16 protein-coding genes are annotated in these 19,278 nt (G+C 75.7%); 6 read left to right on the top strand and 10 right to left on the bottom strand.

What is annotated here, in order from left to right:
• Positions 1-65: 65 nt before the first annotated feature.
• Together CP984_RS06185 and CP984_RS06180 are read right to left on the bottom strand one after the other, a co-directional pair.
• The gene (locus tag CP984_RS06185) at positions 66-1,694 is read right to left on the bottom strand and encodes a PH domain-containing protein (protein WP_003983682.1); all 1,629 of its coding nucleotides are present in this window, start codon (positions 1,692-1,694) and stop codon (positions 66-68) included.
• The gene (locus CP984_RS06180; RefSeq protein ID WP_003983681.1) at positions 1,691-2,209 is read right to left on the bottom strand and encodes a PH domain-containing protein; all 519 of its coding nucleotides are present in this window, start codon (positions 2,207-2,209) and stop codon (positions 1,691-1,693) included. Before CP984_RS06180 ends, CP984_RS06185 begins: the two co-directional genes overlap by 4 nt.
• Positions 2,210-2,300: 91 nt before the next feature.
• Between CP984_RS06180 and CP984_RS06175 the strand changes: the two genes are divergently transcribed.
• Both CP984_RS06175 and CP984_RS06170 read left to right on the top strand, forming a co-directional pair.
• Positions 2,301-2,912, top strand: coding sequence for a TetR/AcrR family transcriptional regulator (locus tag CP984_RS06175; RefSeq protein WP_003983680.1), 612 nt, complete (start codon positions 2,301-2,303; stop codon positions 2,910-2,912).
• A gap of 310 nt (positions 2,913-3,222) precedes the next feature.
• Positions 3,223-6,477, top strand: coding sequence for a hypothetical protein (locus CP984_RS06170; RefSeq protein ID WP_226048622.1), 3,255 nt, complete (start codon positions 3,223-3,225; stop codon positions 6,475-6,477).
• Between the two features lie 13 nt (positions 6,478-6,490).
• Here the strand turns inward: CP984_RS06170 and CP984_RS06165 are convergent, their stop codons facing one another.
• Positions 6,491-7,459, bottom strand: coding sequence for an aldo/keto reductase (locus tag CP984_RS06165; RefSeq protein WP_003987083.1), 969 nt, complete (start codon positions 7,457-7,459; stop codon positions 6,491-6,493).
• Positions 7,460-7,635: 176 nt separating this feature from the next.
• Here CP984_RS06165 and CP984_RS06160 point away from each other — a divergent pair, with 176 nt between their 5' ends.
• The gene (locus CP984_RS06160; RefSeq protein WP_003987084.1) at positions 7,636-8,520 is read left to right on the top strand and encodes an isocitrate lyase/PEP mutase family protein; all 885 of its coding nucleotides are present in this window, start codon (positions 7,636-7,638) and stop codon (positions 8,518-8,520) included.
• 44 nt (positions 8,521-8,564) lie between these two features.
• Here CP984_RS06160 and ssgD read toward each other — a convergent pair whose 3' ends face one another.
• Positions 8,565-8,978: a spore wall synthesis regulator SsgD gene (gene ssgD / locus CP984_RS06155; protein WP_003987085.1), complete on the bottom strand. Its 414-nt coding sequence runs from the start codon at positions 8,976-8,978 to the stop codon at positions 8,565-8,567.
• A 234-nt stretch (positions 8,979-9,212) separates the two neighbouring features.
• Between ssgD and CP984_RS41170 the strand changes: the two genes are divergently transcribed.
• Complete coding sequence (locus CP984_RS41170; protein WP_043976786.1) at positions 9,213-10,718, top strand: sigma factor; 1,506 nt, start codon at positions 9,213-9,215, stop codon at positions 10,716-10,718.
• A gap of 10 nt (positions 10,719-10,728) precedes the next feature.
• Here the strand turns inward: CP984_RS41170 and CP984_RS06145 are convergent, their stop codons facing one another.
• The gene (locus CP984_RS06145) at positions 10,729-11,043 is read right to left on the bottom strand and encodes a GNAT family N-acetyltransferase (RefSeq protein ID WP_003987321.1); all 315 of its coding nucleotides are present in this window, start codon (positions 11,041-11,043) and stop codon (positions 10,729-10,731) included.
• Positions 11,044-11,261: 218 nt separating this feature from the next.
• On the opposite strand from CP984_RS06145, the gene CP984_RS06140 reads away from it, so the two are divergent.
• Positions 11,262-12,386 carry a WD40/YVTN/BNR-like repeat-containing protein gene (locus tag CP984_RS06140; protein WP_100246756.1) on the top strand — a complete coding sequence of 375 codons (1,125 nt, stop codon included), beginning with the start codon at positions 11,262-11,264 and terminating at the stop codon, positions 12,384-12,386.
• 6 nt (positions 12,387-12,392) lie between these two features.
• Here the strand turns inward: CP984_RS06140 and CP984_RS06135 are convergent, their stop codons facing one another.
• The 5 genes from CP984_RS06135 to CP984_RS06115 form a co-directional block, all read right to left on the bottom strand.
• A complete protein-coding gene (locus tag CP984_RS06135; protein ID WP_003987319.1) occupies positions 12,393-13,145 on the bottom strand; it encodes a class I SAM-dependent methyltransferase in 753 nt (250 codons plus the stop codon).
• Between the two features lie 384 nt (positions 13,146-13,529).
• Positions 13,530-14,036 carry a MarR family winged helix-turn-helix transcriptional regulator gene (locus tag CP984_RS06130; RefSeq protein WP_003987318.1) on the bottom strand — a complete coding sequence of 169 codons (507 nt, stop codon included), beginning with the start codon at positions 14,034-14,036 and terminating at the stop codon, positions 13,530-13,532.
• Between the two features lie 212 nt (positions 14,037-14,248).
• The gene (locus CP984_RS06125) at positions 14,249-16,069 is read right to left on the bottom strand and encodes an FUSC family protein (protein WP_043976784.1); all 1,821 of its coding nucleotides are present in this window, start codon (positions 16,067-16,069) and stop codon (positions 14,249-14,251) included.
• A gap of 45 nt (positions 16,070-16,114) precedes the next feature.
• Positions 16,115-17,146 (bottom strand): acyl-CoA dehydrogenase, encoded by a 1,032-nt coding sequence (locus tag CP984_RS06120; protein WP_003985436.1) that lies wholly within the window; start codon positions 17,144-17,146, stop codon positions 16,115-16,117.
• 28 nt (positions 17,147-17,174) lie between these two features.
• Positions 17,175-18,344: an acyl-CoA dehydrogenase family protein gene (locus CP984_RS06115; protein WP_030180349.1), complete on the bottom strand. Its 1,170-nt coding sequence runs from the start codon at positions 18,342-18,344 to the stop codon at positions 17,175-17,177.
• A 78-nt stretch (positions 18,345-18,422) separates the two neighbouring features.
• Here CP984_RS06115 and CP984_RS06110 point away from each other — a divergent pair, with 78 nt between their 5' ends.
• The gene (locus tag CP984_RS06110) at positions 18,423-19,241 is read left to right on the top strand and encodes an SDR family oxidoreductase (protein WP_003985434.1); all 819 of its coding nucleotides are present in this window, start codon (positions 18,423-18,425) and stop codon (positions 19,239-19,241) included.
• Positions 19,242-19,278 lie beyond the last annotated feature (37 nt).

Genomic DNA, 19,278 nt, shown 5'->3' with positions numbered 1-19,278 from the left:
GGACGAGGCTTACGCCTAGTAGGACGGTGTGCCCGCCCCCGCCGTGCACGTGACAGGGGTGTGATTTATGTCATGTCCAGGTCGTCAGGGTTCCGGTGCAACGTGTGGGTTGACATGGATTTGCGATGCCGTCCCGGGCCGGAATGCCCGTGGCTGTAGGCCGGGACGGCGTTGCCGTGGCCGCCGCGGTCGCCGTGGTCGAGGAATTCCTCCAGGATGCCGGGCCCCGCGGCCGCCGCCAGGGCCGGCGCGTCGTCCGCCGCGAGATCCCGGACGTGATACCCGTCCTCGCCGGCGGCGACCGCCGCGGTGAGCGTGACCAGGCCGGTCCGCCTGCTGAACGGGGTGGTGGAGAACGTCCAGGCCGCGATGGCCTCGCGCTGGAGCGCGACGGTCTCCCGGCTGAACGTGCCGGAGCGCGTGACGAGGTAGCGTCCCTGGACGGCGTGCCCCAGGTTGCGGTACGCGTCCCCGGCCAGCCACAGCACCACCGGCGCCGACACCAGCGCGAACGCCCAGGCGCAGTGGAGCAGTACGGGCGTCAACAGCAGGCCCAGCAGCGCGAGGATCAGGGTGCCCGGGAGGGTGACGAGCAGCAGCCCGCGCGTACGGCGCCGTCGCAGCGCCGCCTTCGGATGGGCGCGCAGCCCGGCGTCGGGGAACGCGGTGCGGAGCGTGCCGGAGGCCGTGCACACCGCCTCGGTGCGCGGCGCGGGCGGCAGGATGACGCTGCGCTTGCGGTTCTCCTCCTTGTTGCCCAGCCCGCCCGCGACCACGCGGACGGTGGCGCCGCCGCCCGCCCGCAGCAGCAGCGGCTCGCGCAGGACCGCCCCGCGCAGCCGGGCCCGCTCGATGGTCACCGACCGCGTGGTGAACAGGCCGCGGCGTACCCGCAGCGTGTGCGCGTCGGTCCATTCGAGACGAAAGTTCCACCAGCCCTCGACGTAGAGGGCGAGGGCGCCGACCGTGCCGAGGACGAGGACGGCCAGCAGCGCGAGCGGAATCGTGATCCAGAGCGCACTGGCGCCGAACTCGTCGAACGCGCTGCGGACGATGCCCAGTTTCCACGGCTCGATGCCGGCGCCGTCCAGGGCGCGGTAGACACCGCCCGCAGCGGCGAAGACACCGCCGATGACCCAGAAGGTGAGCGGCGCGTAGCGCAGCCAGCGCCAGTTGATGCGGGAGACGACCGGGTCCTCCGCCGCCGCGGCGGCGTCGGCGCGGGCCATCAGCGTGGCCCGCAGCCGCTCCGCGTCGGCCGTCGTCAGCGCTTCCAGGGACAGTTCGGCGCCGCCGCCCGAGGAGCCCGCCGTACCGGCCCGCAGGACGGTGACGCCGAACAGGCGGTGCAGCGGTGAGGCGGTCAGATCGACCGTACGGATGCGGTGCAGCGGTACGGAACGCAGCCGCCGGGTCAGCACCCCGCTGCGCACCTCGAAGGAGTCGTGGGTGACGCGGTAGTCGGTACGGAGCCAGCGGATCAGGCCGATCACGGTGAGGACCGCGAAGCTGCCCGCGATGGCGGTCAGCGTGATCCAGGCGCCGGGCGTGATCCGGCCGCCGGTGGCCAGCGCGGTCAGCGCCCAGGAGCCGAGCGGCGCGGCCAGCCAGCCGCAGTGCACCAGGAGGGTGCGGCGGTCCAGCCGGTGCCACCGGGCCGGTGCGCCGGGCGCGTGCGGTGCGGCGGCGGTCACGCGGCATCACCCGGCACGGCCTGCGCGGCCTCGCCGATGCGGCGCGACAGTTCCTCGGCGTCCGCGTCGGACAGTCCGGCTATCTTCACGTCGCCGGCGGTGGAGGCGGTGGTGACGGTGACCGTCGCCAGCCCGAAGCGTTGCTGGAGCGGGCCGCGCACGGTGTCCACGGTCTGCACCCGCGACAGCGGCGCGATCCGCCGCTTCTGCCAGAACCAGCCGTTCGCCGCGTAGACCGCCCGGCCGCCCAGCTCCCAGGCGTGCACCGCGTACCGCCAGCGCGGCATGACCAGCTGGTAGCCGATCGCGGGCAGCACCAGGACGACGAGCAGGAGCGGCCCGAGCCAGGGCAGGGCGCCCGGGAAGAACAGCGCCGAGCAGACGGCCAGGGCGAGCGCGGTGAGCAGCAGCGGACCGCTGACCGTCAGCAGCGCCTGGACGGTCCACCAGCGGCGGGCGCGCGGGTCGACCCGGTTGCGGGGCGGCCGCAGCAGGGGCGTGGCGGGTGCGGACATGGTGGGCTCCCCGTTCTTGGCAAGTCATGTGTATTGAGTAGTCGTACGTTATAACGGTACGAGCGACTTGTAAAAAAGAAGGCGAGGCCAGGTGCCGAAGAAGGTGGACCACGAGGCGCGGCGGCGGGAGATCTCCGAGGCGCTGTGGCGGATCGCGAGCACCCGGGGACTGGAGGGCGCGAGCCTGCGGGACGTGGCCGCCGAGGCCGGCATGTCCCTGGGGCGGCTCCAGCACTACTTCCGCACCAAGGACGAGATGCTGCTCTTCGCGCTGCGCTACATCGAGAGCCTCGCCCAGCAGCGCATCCGCGAGAGCATCGAAGCCCTGGGCAGGGAACCGACGCCCCGTGACATCGTGCGCGCCTGCCTCGTGGGGATGCTGCCCCTGGACGAGCAGAGCCGTACCGGCTTCCTGGTCGGCGTGGCCCACTTCCACCGGGCCGTGCACGATCCGGCGCTGCGCACCGGCGCCCAGGAGGGCATCCCCGCACTGCGCGGTCTCTTCGCCGACCAGCTGCGGAAGGCGATGGAGCAGGGAGAGGTGCGGGCGGAGCGGGACGCGGACGACGAGGCGATGGTGCTGATCTGCCTGGCCGACGGCCTCTCGACGTACATCCTGCTCGACGTGCACACTCCCGAGAAGGCCGTCCAGCTCCTGGACATGCATCTCTCCCAGCTGTTCGACGGGGCGGGCGCGCGCTGACACGACGGCGCGCGGCCGGTCGGGCACCCAAGGAAAAACGGTTTTCGCAGGTGGGAACGGCCAGGGAGGATGCTGCCCATGGCCCAGGACCCGCACGACCAGGCGGCGGACGCCGGACGCCCGGCCGCCGCCCACGCCGACACCCTGCTCGCCGCCCTCGAACCGCTCCCGTACCCCCGGCGCATGACCGAACTGGCGGCCCGCGCCCGGGAAGCGGCCGGGCGCGGCACGCTCGCCGGGCTCCTCGCCGAGTGGGACACGCGCGGCCCGTACGAACGCCGGCTGGCGGCCTTCGCCGCCCGGGTGGCCGGTGACGGCGCATACCTCGCCGCCCGCCTCACCGACCCCGACGCCATCGTCCGTCCGCGCGCACGCGCTCCATGCCGTACGCACCGGAGCGCTGCCGGACGCGGCCGTCGAGGCGGCGTACGCGGACGCCCCCGCCGACGTGCGGCGGCGGCTGACCGGGGCGGTCGTCGCCGGGGGCCGCCCCGCCCTCGCCGAGCGGCTGATCGGGCCGCTGCGCGAACGGTGGGGCGACGCCGAGGCCGCCGGGCTGCTCCCCGGCTGCGGTCCCGAGGCGGTCGCGCGGCTGCTGCCCGAGCTGTTCCACGCCGCCGCGGCGTCCTCGCGCGCCCTGGCCAAGCGGCATCCGGCGGCCGTACTGGCCGAGGCGGAGCGGCAGTTGACGCCGATGTCGCAGGCGTCGCGCGCCGTCTGGTGGCAGCGGTACGCGGCCTGCGTCACGGTGGCCGCCGACCGCGAACCGCACCGCGTGCTCGGCCTCCTGGAACGGCTGTGCCGCGGCCCGCTCGCCGGCCCCCTGCTGCTGCGGCTGGACGTACTGGTCGCCGCCGACCCCGGCCGTACGCTGCGCCTGCTCCTCGAACCCGGGCGCGACGCCGCGCGGACGGTACGGTTCGGCCCTTCCGCGCTGCGCCGTCTCGTACGGGCCGATCCGCCCGAACTTGTCGAGCTGGGGCGGATGTTGCGCTACGACGGGACGGCGCTGGCCGGGCTGCTGCGGGCGCTGCCGCCCGCCCGGCGCGGTGCGTTCCACGACGCGGTGACGGCCGGCCCGGGTGCCGGTCGCGTCCTGCCGTGCGCGCCCGTCCTCGACGCGCTGCCCCGGGCGCGCCGCGAAGCGGAAGCCCGCCGGGCGGTGGCGCTGCTGCGCGAGGACGGCGCCCACTGGTCCGCCGTCCTGGAGGCCGTCGCGTACCTGCCCGTCGCCGAGGCCCGCGCGGACCTGCTCACCGCCGTCCGCCGCCCCGCCGCCGAGGACCGGGCCGCCGCCTACCCGCTGCTGATCGACAACGCGGCCCGGTCCGGCGACCCGGGCGAGATCACCACCCTGCTCACCGACGGGCTCACCGGGCTGCGCAACGAACAGGACCCGGTCCGCCGGGCCGCGCTCGACGCGCTCGCCGAGGTCCGCCCGGCGCTGTTCACCGACGGCGCCGCGGACGCCCTGGAACGCCTCGCCGTGGACGCCGACGAGGCGCGCGACGCCTCGGCCGCCACCCGCGACGCGCTGAGCCGCCTCGCCGTTTCGCTGCTGCGCGAGCACGCGGTGACCGGACAGCGGGAGCTGACCGGCTGGGCGCTGCGCACCCTCACCCGCCTCGCCGGGAGCACCGGCACCGCCCTCGGCCGCCTCGACCGCACCCTGCGCCACGGCCAGGAACACCAGGTCTTCGCGGCCCTCCGTCCCTGGCTGGAGGCGCGGGCCGAACGCGCCGACTTCTGGCCGGCGTTCACGCTCGCGTACGCGCTCGGCCGCCGCGCCCACGGTGTGCCCGGCCTTCAGGACCTGCTGCGCCGCGCCGTGCGCACGGGCGGCGACGGGGCGGTCCGTACCGCCGTCAACCTGTGGCTGGAGCCGCCTGCCACACGCGACGCACGACTCGCCGAGATCCTGGCCCTGGACGCCTCGGCGGCCGTGCTGCCGCCCGTGCTCGACCTCATCACGCGCCGCCGCACGGACCTGCTGCACCTGGTCCTCGGCACCCCGCCGTACGGCCGGTTCCTGACCCCCGCCACCCACTGGACGCCGCCGGTGGCCGGCCGCGCCCACTGCTGGACGGCCCGCCAGCAGGACGCCGCCGCGCGGCTGTTGGAGCGCGCCGTCGACGACCTGCGGTTGCGCCCGTACGAGCGGACCGCCGCGGTCGCCGACGCCGCCCGCCTCCCCGGCCGCGGCACCGCCCTCGTACGCCGCTGCGTCACGCACCCGGACGTACCACTGGCGGAAGCGGCCCTCGCCGCCCTGGCGCGGACCGACCGGCCGGACGAAGCGCTGCCGGAACTCCTCGCGCACGCGGGCGGCGACCGGGCCCGGGTCGCGGTGTACGCGGCGGGCACCGCGGCGCGGTACACGGCCCCTTCACGCCTGGCGACGGCGCTGCGCGCCATGCTCGTCCCCGCCGGGACCGCACCCGGCCGGTATGCCGCTGGGCCGCAGCCCAAGGTGACCGGCAAGAAGGAGGCCGCCCGGCTGGCCGCGGCCCGGCTGCCGGTGCCGGACGCCGCCGAACTGCTGGTACGGGCCTACCACCAGCCGGAACAGCACCGCGACGTGCGCGCCGCCTGCGCGACGGCCGCGACCGGACTGCTCGCCGACGAGGGTGCCTGGGGCCTGCTGTCGGAAGCGGCGCGCGGCCCGCGCGGTGACCGCCTGGCGGTGCTGCGCGTACGGCCGCTGGACCTGCCGGAGCAGCACCGCGCCCGCTACGCCGGGCTGGTCCGCGCCGTGTGCGAGACGGACGACGCCGAACTGGCGGGGGAGGCGTACCGGGCCGTGGGCGCCTGGTCCCGCTGGGCGCCGGACGCGGCGGGCCTGCTGGTGCTGGTCCTCACCGACCTGGACAACCGCGCCACCTGGCAGGAAGCCGCCGACGCGCTTCTGGTGCTCGCAGCGGAAGGCCCGCTGCCGGGGCACGGCCCCGGCGGACCCGTACCGCACGGGTCCGCCACGGCGGAAGACCCGCTGGCCCGCGCCGCCCGGCTGCTGGCCGCCGCCGACGCCCGGCCCGGCACACCCGACGCGGAATCCCGCCGTGACCGCCCCGCGCGGCAGCGGCTCGGATACCTCACCGGCCGGCTGGACGAGTACCGCCTGCGGGAGCCCGCGCTGCGGACCAGCGCCCTGGCGGTCGGACAACTCCTCGCCGGCCTGCCGGACTTCGTCCCGTACGCCGTCCGCGTCCTGTCCTGCGCCCTGGACCTGAACGCCGACGCCGAGCAGCTGACCGCCCAACTCGCCCGCCTGGCCCGGCTCCACGCGGACCGGCCCGCGCTCGCCCGGCGCACCGCCGATACGCTCCGCCACCGTTTGAACGGCGCCCACGCCCCGGACCGCACCACGGTGGCCGGGGCCGCCGCCCGCGCCCTGGCCGAGGACGGGGGGCACGCGACGGGCCTGTTCGCCGTGGCGCTCACCGCCTTCGGCGGCACCCGCGCCGAGTGGTCGCAGCCCTGGCGCGCCTGCCTGCGGGTCCTGCGCCGCCACCCGGTGCCCGACGTGCGCGACGCGGCGCTGGAACTGACCGCGGCGCGGGAGTGATCCGGGCCCCGGCTCAGTAGCGGGTGCCCGCGGCCGCCGGGAGGGCGTCGAGTTCGGCCAGCGCCTCGGGCGGCAGGACCAGGTCCGCCGCGCCCGCGTTGTCCACCAGGTACTTGGGCGTCTTGGTGCCGGGGATCGGCACGACGAACCGGCCCTGCGCGAGCACCCAGGCCAGCGCCACCTGCGCGGGGGAGGCGCCGTACTGCCCGGCGATGGCGCGGACCTTGGCCACCAGGTCCAGGTTGGCCTTCAGCGCCTCCTGCTGGAAGCGCGGCAGCCGGCGCCGGAAGTCGTCCTCCGCCAGCTCCTCGAACGAGGTGATGCTGCCGGTCAAAAAGCCGCGGCCGAGCGGCGAGAACGGCAGGAAGGCGATGCCCTGCTCCTCGCAGTACGGGAGGACCCCGTCGAGCACGTCCCGGGTCCACAGCGACAGTTCGGACTGCACGGAGGCGACCGGGTGCACCGCCTGGGCCCGCCGTATCTCCTCGACGGTCGGCTCCGACAGGCCGATGTGCCGCGCCTTCCCCGCCCGCACCGCCTCGGCCAGCGCGCCCCAGCTCTCCTCGACCGGCACGTCCGGGTCCACCCGGTGCAGCTGGTAGAGGTCCACGTGGTCGGTGCCCAGGCGGCGCAGGCTCGCGTCGATGGAGCGGCGGATGTGCTCGGGCCGGCCGTTGCGCACCAGCCCGCTGGTGTTCTCCGGCGTGATCTCCCCGGTCTCCAGCCCCACCTTCGTCGCCAGCACCACCCGCTCCCGGTGCCCGCCCGCCAGCGCCCGGCCCACCAGCTCCTCGTTGGTGTACGGGCCGTAGACATCGGCCGTGTCGATCAGCGTCACACCGAGGTCGATCGCCTGCCGGATCACCTCGGCCGAGGTGGCGTCGTCCCGGCCGTCCGGGTCGTAGGCATGGGTCATGCCCATGCAGCCGAGTCCGATGACGCCGACCTCGGGGCCGGTGGTGCCGAGCGTGGTGGTGCGCATGGTGATGCTCCTGGAGAAGAGTGCCGTGGTCGGAACGGGATCAACTCTTCATGTTGGAGAGCACTCGAAGTCAAGCGGCGGCGGAGCGGTACGGAAATCACCCGGTACGAACGCCCGGGCACGTACATGTCGGAAACTTGCCGGTGCCGCGCCCCGACTGCTGCTGGACTGATGGCATGACCCACACGGCAATCCCGTACGAACCCACCGCGAACCCCGCCCTCTTGGCCAAGGCCCGTGCCTTCCGCGCCCTGCACGACAGCGCCCGGCAGCACGGCGCGCCCCTGGTGCTTCCGAACGCCTGGGACACCGCGAGCGCCCGCCTCATCGAGGACGCGGGCGCCCCGGCCGTCGCCACCACCAGCGCGGGCGCCGCCTGGGGCCTGGGCACCGCGGACGGCGACCGGCTCGGCCGGGACCGGGCGCTGGAGCTGATCGCCCGGATCGCCGCCGCCGTCCGGGTCCCGGTCACCGCGGACATCGAGGGCGGGTACGGGGACGGACCCGAGGAGGTCGCCGAGACGGTCCGCGGGGTGCTCGCGGCGGGCGCCGTCGGCGTCAACATCGAGGACGCCACCCATGGCGGGACGGCGCCGCTGCGGCCCGCTCCCGAGCAGGCGGCCCGCCTCGCCGCTGCCCGACGGGCGGCCGACACTGCGGGCGTGCCGCTGTTCCTCAACGCCCGGATCGACACGTACCTGACGGCGGCCGGTCCCGACGAGGAGGCGCGGCTGAAGGACACATTGGAGCGGGCGTCCGTCTACGTGGAGGCGGGAGCCGACGGGATCTTCGTCCCGGGAGCCGTGCGGCCCGGGACGGTACGGGCGCTGGCCGAGGGCATCGCGGCCCCGCTGAACGTGATGGCGGGCCCCGGCGCACCGTCCGTCGCCGAACTGGGCGCGCTGGGCGTCGCACGGGTCAGCGTCGGCGCGGGCATCGCCCAGGCCGCGCACGCCCTGGTACGCGAAGCCGCCCGGGAGATCCTGACCGCCGGCACGTACGCGACGCTGGCCGGCGGACTCGAATACGGGGAGCTGAACAGCCTCTTCGGGCGCGGCTGAGGGGGAGGCGGGGGAGGCAGGACCGCCGCGCCCGGAGGCGGTCCCTACGCCTCGCGGAGCAGGGCGGCGAGGTCGCCCTCGACGTCCAGGTACCGGCCCTCACGGCCGAGGGGCACCACGCCGTACGACCGCATCAGGAACCCGCGCAGGTCGCGGGCCTGGAACTGGACCATGGCCAGGCCGTCGGCGGTGTGGAACTCCAGCATCGTGTACTCCGGGCCGCACGGCCAGATGTGCACATCGCCCCGGCCGGACGGCTCCCGCAGGCCCGCCGCCAGCAGGTCGCGGGCGAACGTCCACACCACCTCGATCCCGTCCAGCGACGCCACCGGCGGGAAGATGACCCGCACGGCGAACGGATCGCCGCTGTCGTAGCGCAGCCGGGCGGGAACCCGGCGCGACCGGGGCGCGGTCGCGATGAGACGGGCGTGGACGGCTTGGTCGATGACATGGGGCATCGCCGGCTCCTCGATGCTGGTGCGGACAGGTCCTTGCCTCTCTATGACCGGTAGGACGCCACGGAGATGACGCGAGGTGCACCGGACGGCCGCGTGAGGTCCGTCACGAACGTCTGGCCGAGCGGATATTTGGTCCTTACGCTCACGAAACCCATGCGAGGCTGCCGGAACCGGAACGTTCCCGTCCGAGCCGGCGGCCCGGGACGGTGGTGACACGTCAGGGGTTGTTGGTACATGTCCGAGACATCCGCGGTGTCCGGGGAGTCGGCGGCGGACGACTACGCCCGGCTCTACGAGCGCGAGCACCCGCGCCTGGTCGGGTACGCGCGGTCGCTGACGACGAGCGCCTGGCTCGCGGAGGACCTGGTCGCCGAGGCGCACTTCCGGGTCTGGCGCCGCATCCGGTCCGGACACCACATCGACAACGTGCCCGCCTACCTGCGCACCACCATCCGGCACCTCGCCGCGACCGTCGGCGCGGCGGCCGCCCGCGAGATACCGCAGGACCCCGAGGACGGCGGGCATGCGTGGCCGGTGACCGGACCGGCGGCCGAGTCCGCCGACCCGGCACAGCGCATCGCCTACGTCGACCTCCTCGCCCGTGTCATGGAGCAGTTGCCCCGGCGCTGGGTGACGGCGCTGTGGCTGGCGGAGGCCGAGGACCAGCCGCTGGAGGCGGTCGGCGAGGCGATCGGAGCGGGCAAGGGCGCCACGGCCATGCTGCTGCACCGGGCCAGGGAGGGGCTGCGGCAGGCGTTCCTCGGCACGGTGCCCGGCACACCGGACGACCCGGCCTGCGAACGGTACTGGGAGCGGCTGCCCGCGTACGTACGGGGCGAGACCACCGCCAAACAGACCGAAGCGATCGCCGGTCACCTCACCGACTGCGCCGACTGCCGGACCCGCCGGGTGCTGCTGACCCGGGCCAACGACCGGCTGCCCGCGCTCACCGGCCCCGCGCTGCTGGTGCTGCTGGCGGGCGGCTCGGCGAAGTTCCTCGTGCCGTTGGCGGCGGCCGGGGCAGGGGCCGCCGCGGCCGGTGGCGGGCACGCGGCGGGCAGCGGTGCGCTCACTTCCGTACGTACGGCCGTACGGCATCTGCTGCGCGGCCAGTTCGGTCAGGCCGGGCCGGTCGGCGCCGCCGTGGCGGGGGTCGGCGTTGTGGTGGTCGCCGGGGTGGCGGTGGCCGCGGGCACCGTGCTGACCAGCGGCGACGCTGGGGCACGGGCCGAACGGGCGGCAGCGGCGACATCGCGGCCCGGCGGAGGCGGCGACGCGCGGCCGAGCGCCGGGCCCGGCCGGGCCGCGCCCGAGGCGGGGGCGGACCGGTCGGCGACCTCCGTACCGACGGCCTTCGGCCCCACGCCGCCCACGGGCGCCGGTCCCGAACCGGCCGGGCGCGGCACGGCGAGCCCGCCGACGGTGCCACCGGCCGCTCCGGAAGGTCCCGCCGTACCCACCGCGACAGAGGGGCCGGAACCGACCCCGGGGCCGACCGGCTCGGCCACGAGCGCCGGGCCGAGCCCACGTCCGACGCCGAGCCCTCGGCCTACGGAGTCCGCGCCGACCGTCGAGCCCACCGGGCCCACGCCGGAACCCACCACCGGCCCCACGGACCGGCCGACGCCCATTCCCACGCCGACCCCGACGCCCACCCCGACCCCCGACCCGTCTCCGCCCGGGCACTGCCACTGGGCCTGGTGGGGCTGGATTCCGGTCTGGGTCTGCCGCGCCGCCTGATCCGCCGGGCTCAGTCCGTGACCCTGCTGCGGTTCTCGTACGCCAGGTCCCGGTACTCGGGATGCCGCTCCATCCAGCCCGCGACGAACGGGCACACGGCCAGCACCCGCAGCCCGTCCGCCCGTGCGGTGTCCAGCGCGTGCCGGGTCAGCGCCGAACCGACGCCGTTTCCCTCGTACACCGGGTCCACCTCGGTGTGCACGAGGGCGAGCAGCCCCTCGGCGCGCAGATACGCGGCCACGCCCGCCAGTTCGCCGCCGAGCCGGGCCTCGAAGCGGTGGGCGGCGCGGTCGTCGGTCACCGCCACCGGGGCCGGCGCGTTCACCCGCGCACTTCCTGCCGGTCCATCGCGACCTCCTCGTACGCCGCTTCCGGGCGTTCCGTACCCCCTGTGCAGCACAGTAGGAGGGCCGGGCGGAGCACGCGAGGCGAGAGTTCGGGCAGCCGTTGCCTGGTGTCCCTGGACGGGGGGTCCGGGCTGGGCTAGCTTCCAGCCTCATGAGGGTCAAGGGGAAGCCGGGACAGTCAGGACAGCCGGGGCGGATGAGACGGAAGCGCATGCTGTGGGCGGTGGCCTGCGCGGTGGCGCTCGGTGCCGCGAGCACCGCTCCGGTGTCCGCTCAGCAGCAGCGCACCGCGGCACGGGCGGCAGCCGCCGCGCAGGCCGCCGCACAACCGGCCGCGGTCGCCGCGCTGCGCGGCGGCTGGGACCTGAAGGACAGCGACAGCGACGCCCGCTTCCGGGGCCTGGCCGCCGTCAGCCGCGACACCGCCTGGGTCGCCGGCACCGGCGGCACCGTGCTGCGCACCCGCGACGGCGGCGACCACTGGCGCGACGTGTCCCCGCCGGGCGCGGGCACGCTGGAGTTCCGCGACATCGAGGCGTTCGACGCGCAGCACGCCGTGGTCCTGGCGGCCGGCGAGGGCGAGGCGTCCCGGGTCTTCCGCACGGACGACGGCGGCGCCACCTGGACCGAGAGCTTCCGCAACACCGATCCGCGGGCCTTCTACGACTGCATGACGTTCTTCGACAGCAGCCACGGCATCGCGCTCGCCGACCCCGTCGACGGGGCATACCGCATCCTGTCCACCGTCGACGGCGGCCGCAACTGGCGGGTGCTGCCCACCCGCGGCATGCCCCCGGCCCAGCCGGGCGAGGCGTCGTTCGCGGCCAGCGGGCAGTGCCTGGTCAGCTCGGGTGACCACGACGCGTGGTTCGCCACCGGCGGCGCGGCCCGCAGCCGCGTGCTGTACTCGCCCGACCGCGGGCGCAGCTGGACCGTGGCGCAGACGCCGGTCCCGGCGGGCGACCCGGCGCGCGGAATCTTCGGGCTGGCCTTCCGCGACCGTACGCACGGCCTCGCGGTCGGCGGCGACCACCGGACCGGCAAGCCCTCGCCCAAGGCCGCCGCGGTGAGCGCGGACGGCGGCGCGACCTGGCAGGCGTCCGTCCGGCCCCCGAAGCGCTACCGGTCCGGCGTGGCCTGGTTCCCCCGCTCAACGCGGGCCGCCCTCGCGGTCGGGCCGACGGGCAGCGACGTGACGTTCGACGGCGGCCGCAACTGGTACGCCATCGACGACGGCTCGTACGACACCGTCGACTGCGCGCCGGACTCCGGCTGCTGGGCGGCGGGGGAGGACGGGCGCATCGCCCGGCTGGAACCGTGACCCCGGCTATCGCGGGGAGGAGTCCCCGGGCACACGCGCGGACACGGCCAGGACGTGCGGCGCCGCCAGGTAGCGCGCGAACAGGGACGCGCTGCCGTCGGCGGCGGTGCGCGGGGACTGCCAGGCGACCTCGGTGAACCCGGCCTCCGTCAGCGCCCGTTCGTGTGCCTCGCGGGACCAGTAGTAGGCGGTCACCTGGAAGCTCTCCCCGTCGGCACGGGCGTGCAGGCCGACGGGGTCGCCGTCGCACAGGTGCGGGTCGGCCACGGTGAGGTCGAAGCCGTAGGGCCGGTAGTAGTGGGGGACCGTCGCGAAGTCCGGGTTGAGCGTGGCGGCCACGAAACGGCCACCGGGGGCGAGGGTGGCGCGGGCGGCGGCGCAGAGGCGGGCGAGCGCGGCCGGGGTGGCCGCGTACGAGAGCGCGTAGACGGACACGGCCAGGTCGAACGCGCCGGTGAGGGTGTCCGTCGTCGCTTCGTCGTGGACCAGGTAGCGCACACCCAGGGGCTCGACCTCCTCGCGGTGCCGGGCGTGCGCGATCAGCCCGGGGGAGCGGTCGACGCCGAGCACACCGGCCGCGCCGTTGCGGGCGAAGAAGCGGGCGTACAGCCCCGAACCGCAGCCGAGGTCCAGGACCCGGCGCCCCTCGACGCCGCCCGCCGCGGCGAGGACGGAGGGCATTTCGATGTGCCGTCTGAAGGGCAGCTCGTCGATGCTGCGCTCGTGCAGAGCGGCCATACCGTCGAATTGGGAAGTCATACGCTGCCTCAGGAAGCGGGTCGCCGGGCGACGGGGCGGGCGGTGGGCGGACGGTACGGACCGTGTCCCGGCGGTCCCCGCCCGGCGGCGGCCGCGAGCCGCGGCCGACCGTCCCTCCTGGGGCACGGCGTGCGCTCGGACACTGCGGCGTTCCTCCCTCGACCGTGTAGGGACCGGCGCCGGCCTGCGGAGCCGTCCACGGAACGCATCATTCCGCAGCCCGCGCGCGTTGCCCGGGAGGCGCCGGGCGAACGGCCGCCGCGCCACTCCGGCGGACCGTCCGCCGCGCCGTATACCTCCCCGCACCCGGGCACCGGGAACGCGGCGTCGCCCGTCCGGCGTACAGCGGCGCACCGCCCGGCCCCGTTCCGCCCCCGGCCGCCGTCAGTCCAGCAGGCTGCCGAGCCGCCCTTCCAGCAGTACCAGCAACTCGCTGAGCCCCTCGGACAGTTCGGCCTGCCGCCGGGCGTCGATGCCCTCCAGCAGACCGGCCTCGTAGCGCAGTTGCTCGGGCAGCAGCCGGTCGATGACCGCGCGGCCCGCGTCGGTGAGCGAGAGGTGCGAGACGCGCCGGTCCCGCTCGTCGGGGCGCCGCGCCAGCAGCCCGCGCGACTCCAACTGCCGTACCCGCTTGGTGACCGCGGCCCCGGACGCGAACGTCTCGCGCGCGATCCGGCCCGGCGTCAGCTCGCGGTCCATCCGCCGCAGCGTCCCGAGGATGTCGAACTCCGGGCGGGTCAGGCCCTCCCGCCGCAGCGGCGCGTCGGTCGCCTGCTGCAACAGCGCGGAACAGCGGTTGAGCCGTCCGATCACCGCCATCGGGCCGGTGTCCAGCCCCGGATGGACCTGCTGCCACTGGCGCAGCACCCCCGCGACGATGTCCTCGGTCACGCGCGCACCTCTTCTTCCCGGGCTCTCCCGGCCCCCGTCGGCATCCTGTGTCGCGCACGGCGGAGCACGGGCCGCCGTCCGGGCCCCGCGCCGCGCCGCGCCCGGCCATTCTGCCTGGCGCCGGGCGCGCGAGCGGTCCGGGGCGGCGCGGGCGGCACCGGCGCGGCCCGGGGTGCGGCTCCCGGCGGACGGCCCGGTCCGGCGGACACGCGCTACGCGGCCGGCGCCGGCGCGGACAGCCGGCGGACGAGCCGGGCCAGCGTCCGGTGTCCCCGCTGCTCGGCCAGGGCGACGCGCTCCTCGGGGACGGCGCGCTGCCACCACTCGCCGGCCGACACCTCCACCGCCTCCCGCAGCTCCATCAGGCTCGCGGCGAGCCGGTCCCGCGCCCAGCCGATCCGGCGGGCCCCGTCGTCCGGTACGCCGTCGCCGTCCCGTACGTCCTCGTTGCCCGGCCCGCCGTAGCCGTCCAGCAGCCGCAGGGCCGCCGCCTCGGCAGCGGCCACCTGGTCGAGCGCGATCTCGATACGGTCCGCCGCGCGGCGGTTGGTCACCAGGACGCAGCAGGCCAGCCCCACGGCGGCGCCCACGACGGTGTCGATCCAGCGGTCGGTGACCAGCGTCCGGGCGGGCAGCTGACGCGCGAACTCGGTCAGCAGCAGCGCCATCGGGGTGACCCAGACCGAGCCGAGCCAGTAGTTGCGGGTGATGCTCGCCTCCGCGCAGAACTGGAAGGTGAGCGCCAGCAGGATCATCGCCAGGTGGCCGGTGTGGATCACCGGCAGCAGCGCGGTGAAGAGCAGCAGGCCGAGCAGGTTGCCGAGGGTGCGCTGCAGGGCCCGCTGCCAGGAGAGGGTGGTGTTGGCCTGGTAGATGGAGGCCGCGGTGACCACCGCCCAGTACGGATGGCCGACGCCGACCGCCATCGAGGCCCAGCCCGCCAGCGCGCAGCCCGCGGCGACCCGCGCGCCGATGGGCAGCAGCGGCGAGCCGGGCGCGAGGCGCCCCAGCACGGCGGGCAGGCCGCGCGGGCGGCCCGGGGCGGGGCCGCGGGGCACGGCGCCTGCCGCCTGTTCGTGGTCCGCGTGCTCCGCGGTGATCCCCGCCAGCTCGCCGGCCTGCGCGCCGGTGAGTGTGATCTCCGGCAGCGGGCGGCCCCGGCGCAGGTCACGGGCCCACGCCGCGTAACGCTCGGCCTCCGCCGTATCGGCTTCCGGGGCCGCGAGGGCCGACTCGGCCCGTACGAGCAGCCGCTCCAGCCCCGCGCGGGCGGCTGCCGCGGCGGGTGTGCGGCCCGGCACCTGGAACAGCGTCTGCCAGGCGGCGTTCACGGCGGCCGCGGTGGCGTGCCGGGCGCGGTCAGGCCCGCCGGGGCCGTCCGCCGCGGCCGGGCCGGAGCGCAGCAGCCCGGCTGCGGCCTCCAGCGCCCGCGCCGTCGCGATCCGCTCGGGGCCGCGCGGCCGGACCAGCGCGGGCGCCATGCACACCAGCCAGGCGAGCCCGCCCGCGCCGAGCGCCAGCGCCATGTGGAAGGGCACCTGCCCGAGCCGCTGCGGAACGAAGAAGGCGGACGCCGAGATGAAGGTGAAGATCAGGTTTCCGGGCGGCCCGACGCGCGTCGCGTCGCAGACCATCTTGTGCACGGCGGCGACCAGCGAGGCGAGGAGGACGAGCAGCGGGACCGACGTGGTCAGGGAGGCCGCCGTGAGGGCGGCGCCGAGGCTCGCGACCATGCCGAGCACCACCCACATCAGGGTGCGGGCCCGTGCGGTGTACGGCAGGCCGTGCGCGTACAGGGCGCACATCGCGCCGGCCGAGGTGTAGAGCACCAGGTCCATGCGCCCCAGCGCGAGCAGCGTGAACTCGGGGATGCCGAGGGCGACGACGGCGCTCAGCGCGGGCTTGTGCCAGATGTCCACGGGGCGGCGCAGCAGCACCGTGCTCCTGATGGGCAGCGGCCGGGTGCGTACGGCGCCGCCGCTCCCGGACGTGGCCGCCGCGCGCTTTCCCGTGAGCCTGGCATGCTTCCCCATGGCGAAAAGCTTAACAGGTATTTTACTCGTGAAACATTTGCGCTGTTACCGGGTAGTCGCGACGGGGGAAGGGAGAACGCGGGCCCGGCACTCCGCGGGCGTGCCCCAGGCGTTTCGCAGGGCCCGTGCCTTGCGTATCCACAGGGAAAGGTCCAGCTCATCGGTATAGCCGAGGGCCCCGTGCAGCTGGAGCGCGGCCCGCGCCGCGGCATATGCCGCCTCGCCCGCCGCCACCTTCGCCATCGCGATCCCGACACCCGCGGCGTCCGCGGCATCCGCCGTTCCCGCCTGTGAAGCTCCCGCGACCTCCACCGCCGCCCCGTACACCAGCGGCTCGGCGAACTCCAGCGCCAGCAGCACGTCCGCCAGCCGGTGCTTCACCGCCTGGAACGAGCCGATGGCGACGCCGAACTGGGTGCGCTGCTTCACGTACGCCACCGTGTCGTCCAGCAGCCGCCGGCCGACACCGAGCGCCTGGGCCGCCGTGAGCAGCCGCGCGATGTCGTCGGCCTGCGCGGCGGCGGCCCGGACGGCCGGTCCGCTCGCCAGGACGGCTCCACCCGGGCACCGGGCCAGCCGCCGTGCCGGATCGACCGAGGGCTGGACCGGCCCACTCCCGTCGGACGCCCGCAGCGTGTCGCCGTCGACGAGGAACGTCACATCGGCGGTCGCCGCGTCGAGGGCGTACGGCCCGCGGGCCAGGTCCGCGTACGACACCATCGCATCCCCGGCCGCGATCGCGGGCCGCCAGATGTCGGCCAGGCCGCCCGTGTCACCGAGCCGCTCCAGCAGTACCGCCGCCACGGCGGTCTCCACCACCGGGCCGGGTACGGCATACCGCCCCAACTCCACGAAGGAGACGATCAGATCGACCGGCAGGAATCCCGCGCCCCCGCACTTCTCCGGTACGGCGAGCCCGAACACCCCGGCCCCGGCGAGCCGCCGCCACACCGCACTCCCTGGGGCGCTGTCACCGGCGCCCCAGGCCCGTACGGCGGCCGGGGTGTCCGCCGCCGCCAGCATGCGGCCGAGCGTCCGGCCGAACTCCGCCTGCTCCGCGTCCAGCAGGAACCGCATTCCCACTCCTCTCACCGGCGCGGCCCGCTCAGCGCCGTCCCTTCGGCAGGCCCAGCAGCCGTTCGGCGATGATGTCGCGCTGGATCTCGTTCGTACCGGCGTAGACCGGACCGGCCAGCGCGAAGATCCAGCCGTCGGCCCAGCCGCCGTGGTCCGGCGCCTCGGGGGCGGCGTCGGCGAGTTCGCCGTGTGGCCCGAGGAGGTCGAGGGCGGTCTCGTGCAGGGCGATGTCGAGTTCGGACCAGAAGATTTTGGTGAGGCTGGCCGCTGCCCCGGGGGTGCCGCCCTCGGTGAGGCGTGCGACGCCTGCGTAGGCGGACAGCTGGTAGGCGCGGGCTCCTATGAGCGCGTCGGCGACCCGGTCGCGCAGCGCCGTGTCCGCCGGGTCGGCGCCGGCCCGCCACAGGGCGGCGAGTCGGTCGGCGGCGGCCGTGAAACGTCCGGGGCTGCGCAGCGTCAGCCCGCGTTCGTTGCCTGCCGTGCTCATGGCGACCCGCCATCCCTGGCCCGGCTCGCCGATCACGTCCGCGTCCGGCACGAACACGTCCTCCAGGAACAGCTCGGCGAAGGCCGGCTTCCCGTCGAGGCGCCCGATGGGCCGCACCGTCACGCCCGGCGCCGCCAGGTCGAACATCAGATACGTCAGGCCGTGGTGCGGCCGGTCCCCGCCGGGGTGGCTGCGGAACAGCCCGAAGGCCCGGTCCGCGAAGGCGGCGCGGGAGGACCACGTCTTGTGCCCGCGCAGCAGCCAGCCGCCGTCGGCCCGTACGGCGGCCGAGCGCAGCGCGGCGAGATCGGAACCGGCGCCGGGCTCCGACCAGGCCTGCGCCCAGACCGTCTCCCCGCGCGCCATCGGCGGCAGCACCCGCGCCACCTGCTCGTCCGTACCGTGCTCGAAGAGGGTGGGGGCGAGCAGGCTGACGCCGTTCTGGGAGACCCGGCCCGGAGCGCGCGCCGCGTGGTACTCCTCCTCGAAGAGCAGCCATTGCAGCACCGACGCGCCGCGCCCGCCGTACTCCTCCGGCCAGGTCACGGCCGACCAGCGGCCACCGTGCAGCTCGCGTTCCCAGGCCCGGTGGGCGGCGAAGCCCTCGGCCGTCTCCAGGGAAGGCAGCGGTTCGGCGGGCACGTGGGCGGCCAGCCAGTCCCGCGCTTCCCGCCGGAACTCCTCGTCTGCCGCGGTGAGTTCGAGATCCATCGAGCGGCCTCCCCGGGGCGGCGGCGGGCTCTTCCACGACCGTTCCCTAACAAGTGTTAGGTAGGTTAGCGTACGGCCATGACGCCCGAGAAGCCTCCGACGGCGCACCCGGCACCCCAGCCACCCCCCTACGTCCCCGGACACGGCCTGCTCGCCGGCCGGACCGCGGTCGTCACCGCCGCGGCGGGCACCGGCATCGGCGGCGCCACCGCCCGCCGGCTCCTGGAGGAGGGCGCGGACGTGGTCCTCTCCGACGCGCACGCCCGGCGCCTGAAGGAGTCCGAGGCGGCGCTCGCCGCCGAGTTCGGCGCCGCGCGGATCGCCGCACTGCCCTGCGACGTCACCGACGAGGCCCAGGTCACCGCCCTCTTCGACGGCGTCGAGCAGCGGCACGGGCGGCTGGACGTGGTCGTCAACAACGCTGGACTCGGCGGCAGCGTCGACCTGGTGGCGATGACCGACGCGCAGTGGACCGCCGTCCTCGACGTCACGCTGAACGGGACCTTCCGCTGCACCCGCGCCGCACTGCGCCGGATGCGGGCCGCGGGCCGGGGCGGCGTGATCGTCAACAACGCCTCCGTCGTCGGCTGGCGGGCCCAGCGCGGCCAGGCGCACTACGCCGCCGCCAAGGCCGGGGTGATGGCGCTGACCCGCTGCGCCGCCGTCGAGGCCGCCGCGTACGGGGTCCGGGTCAACGCCGTCTCGCCCAGCCTGGCCGTCCACCCGCACCTGGCGAAGGTCGCCGACGAGGAACTGCTGGCCGCTCTCGCCGCCCGGGAAGCGTTCGGGCGCTCCGCCGAACCGTGGGAGGTCGCCAACGTCATCGTCTTCCTGGCCAGCGACTACGCCTCGTACATGACCGGCGAGACGGTCCCGGTCAGCAGCCAGCGCGCGTGAGCGGGGAGCGACAATGGCCCGGTGTCCACCGACAGCA

This window comes from Streptomyces rimosus, from assembly GCF_008704655.1.
Taxonomy (GTDB): Bacteria; Actinomycetota; Actinomycetes; order Streptomycetales; family Streptomycetaceae; genus Streptomyces; species Streptomyces rimosus.
This window is presented reverse-complemented; position numbering and strand designations above follow the sequence as displayed.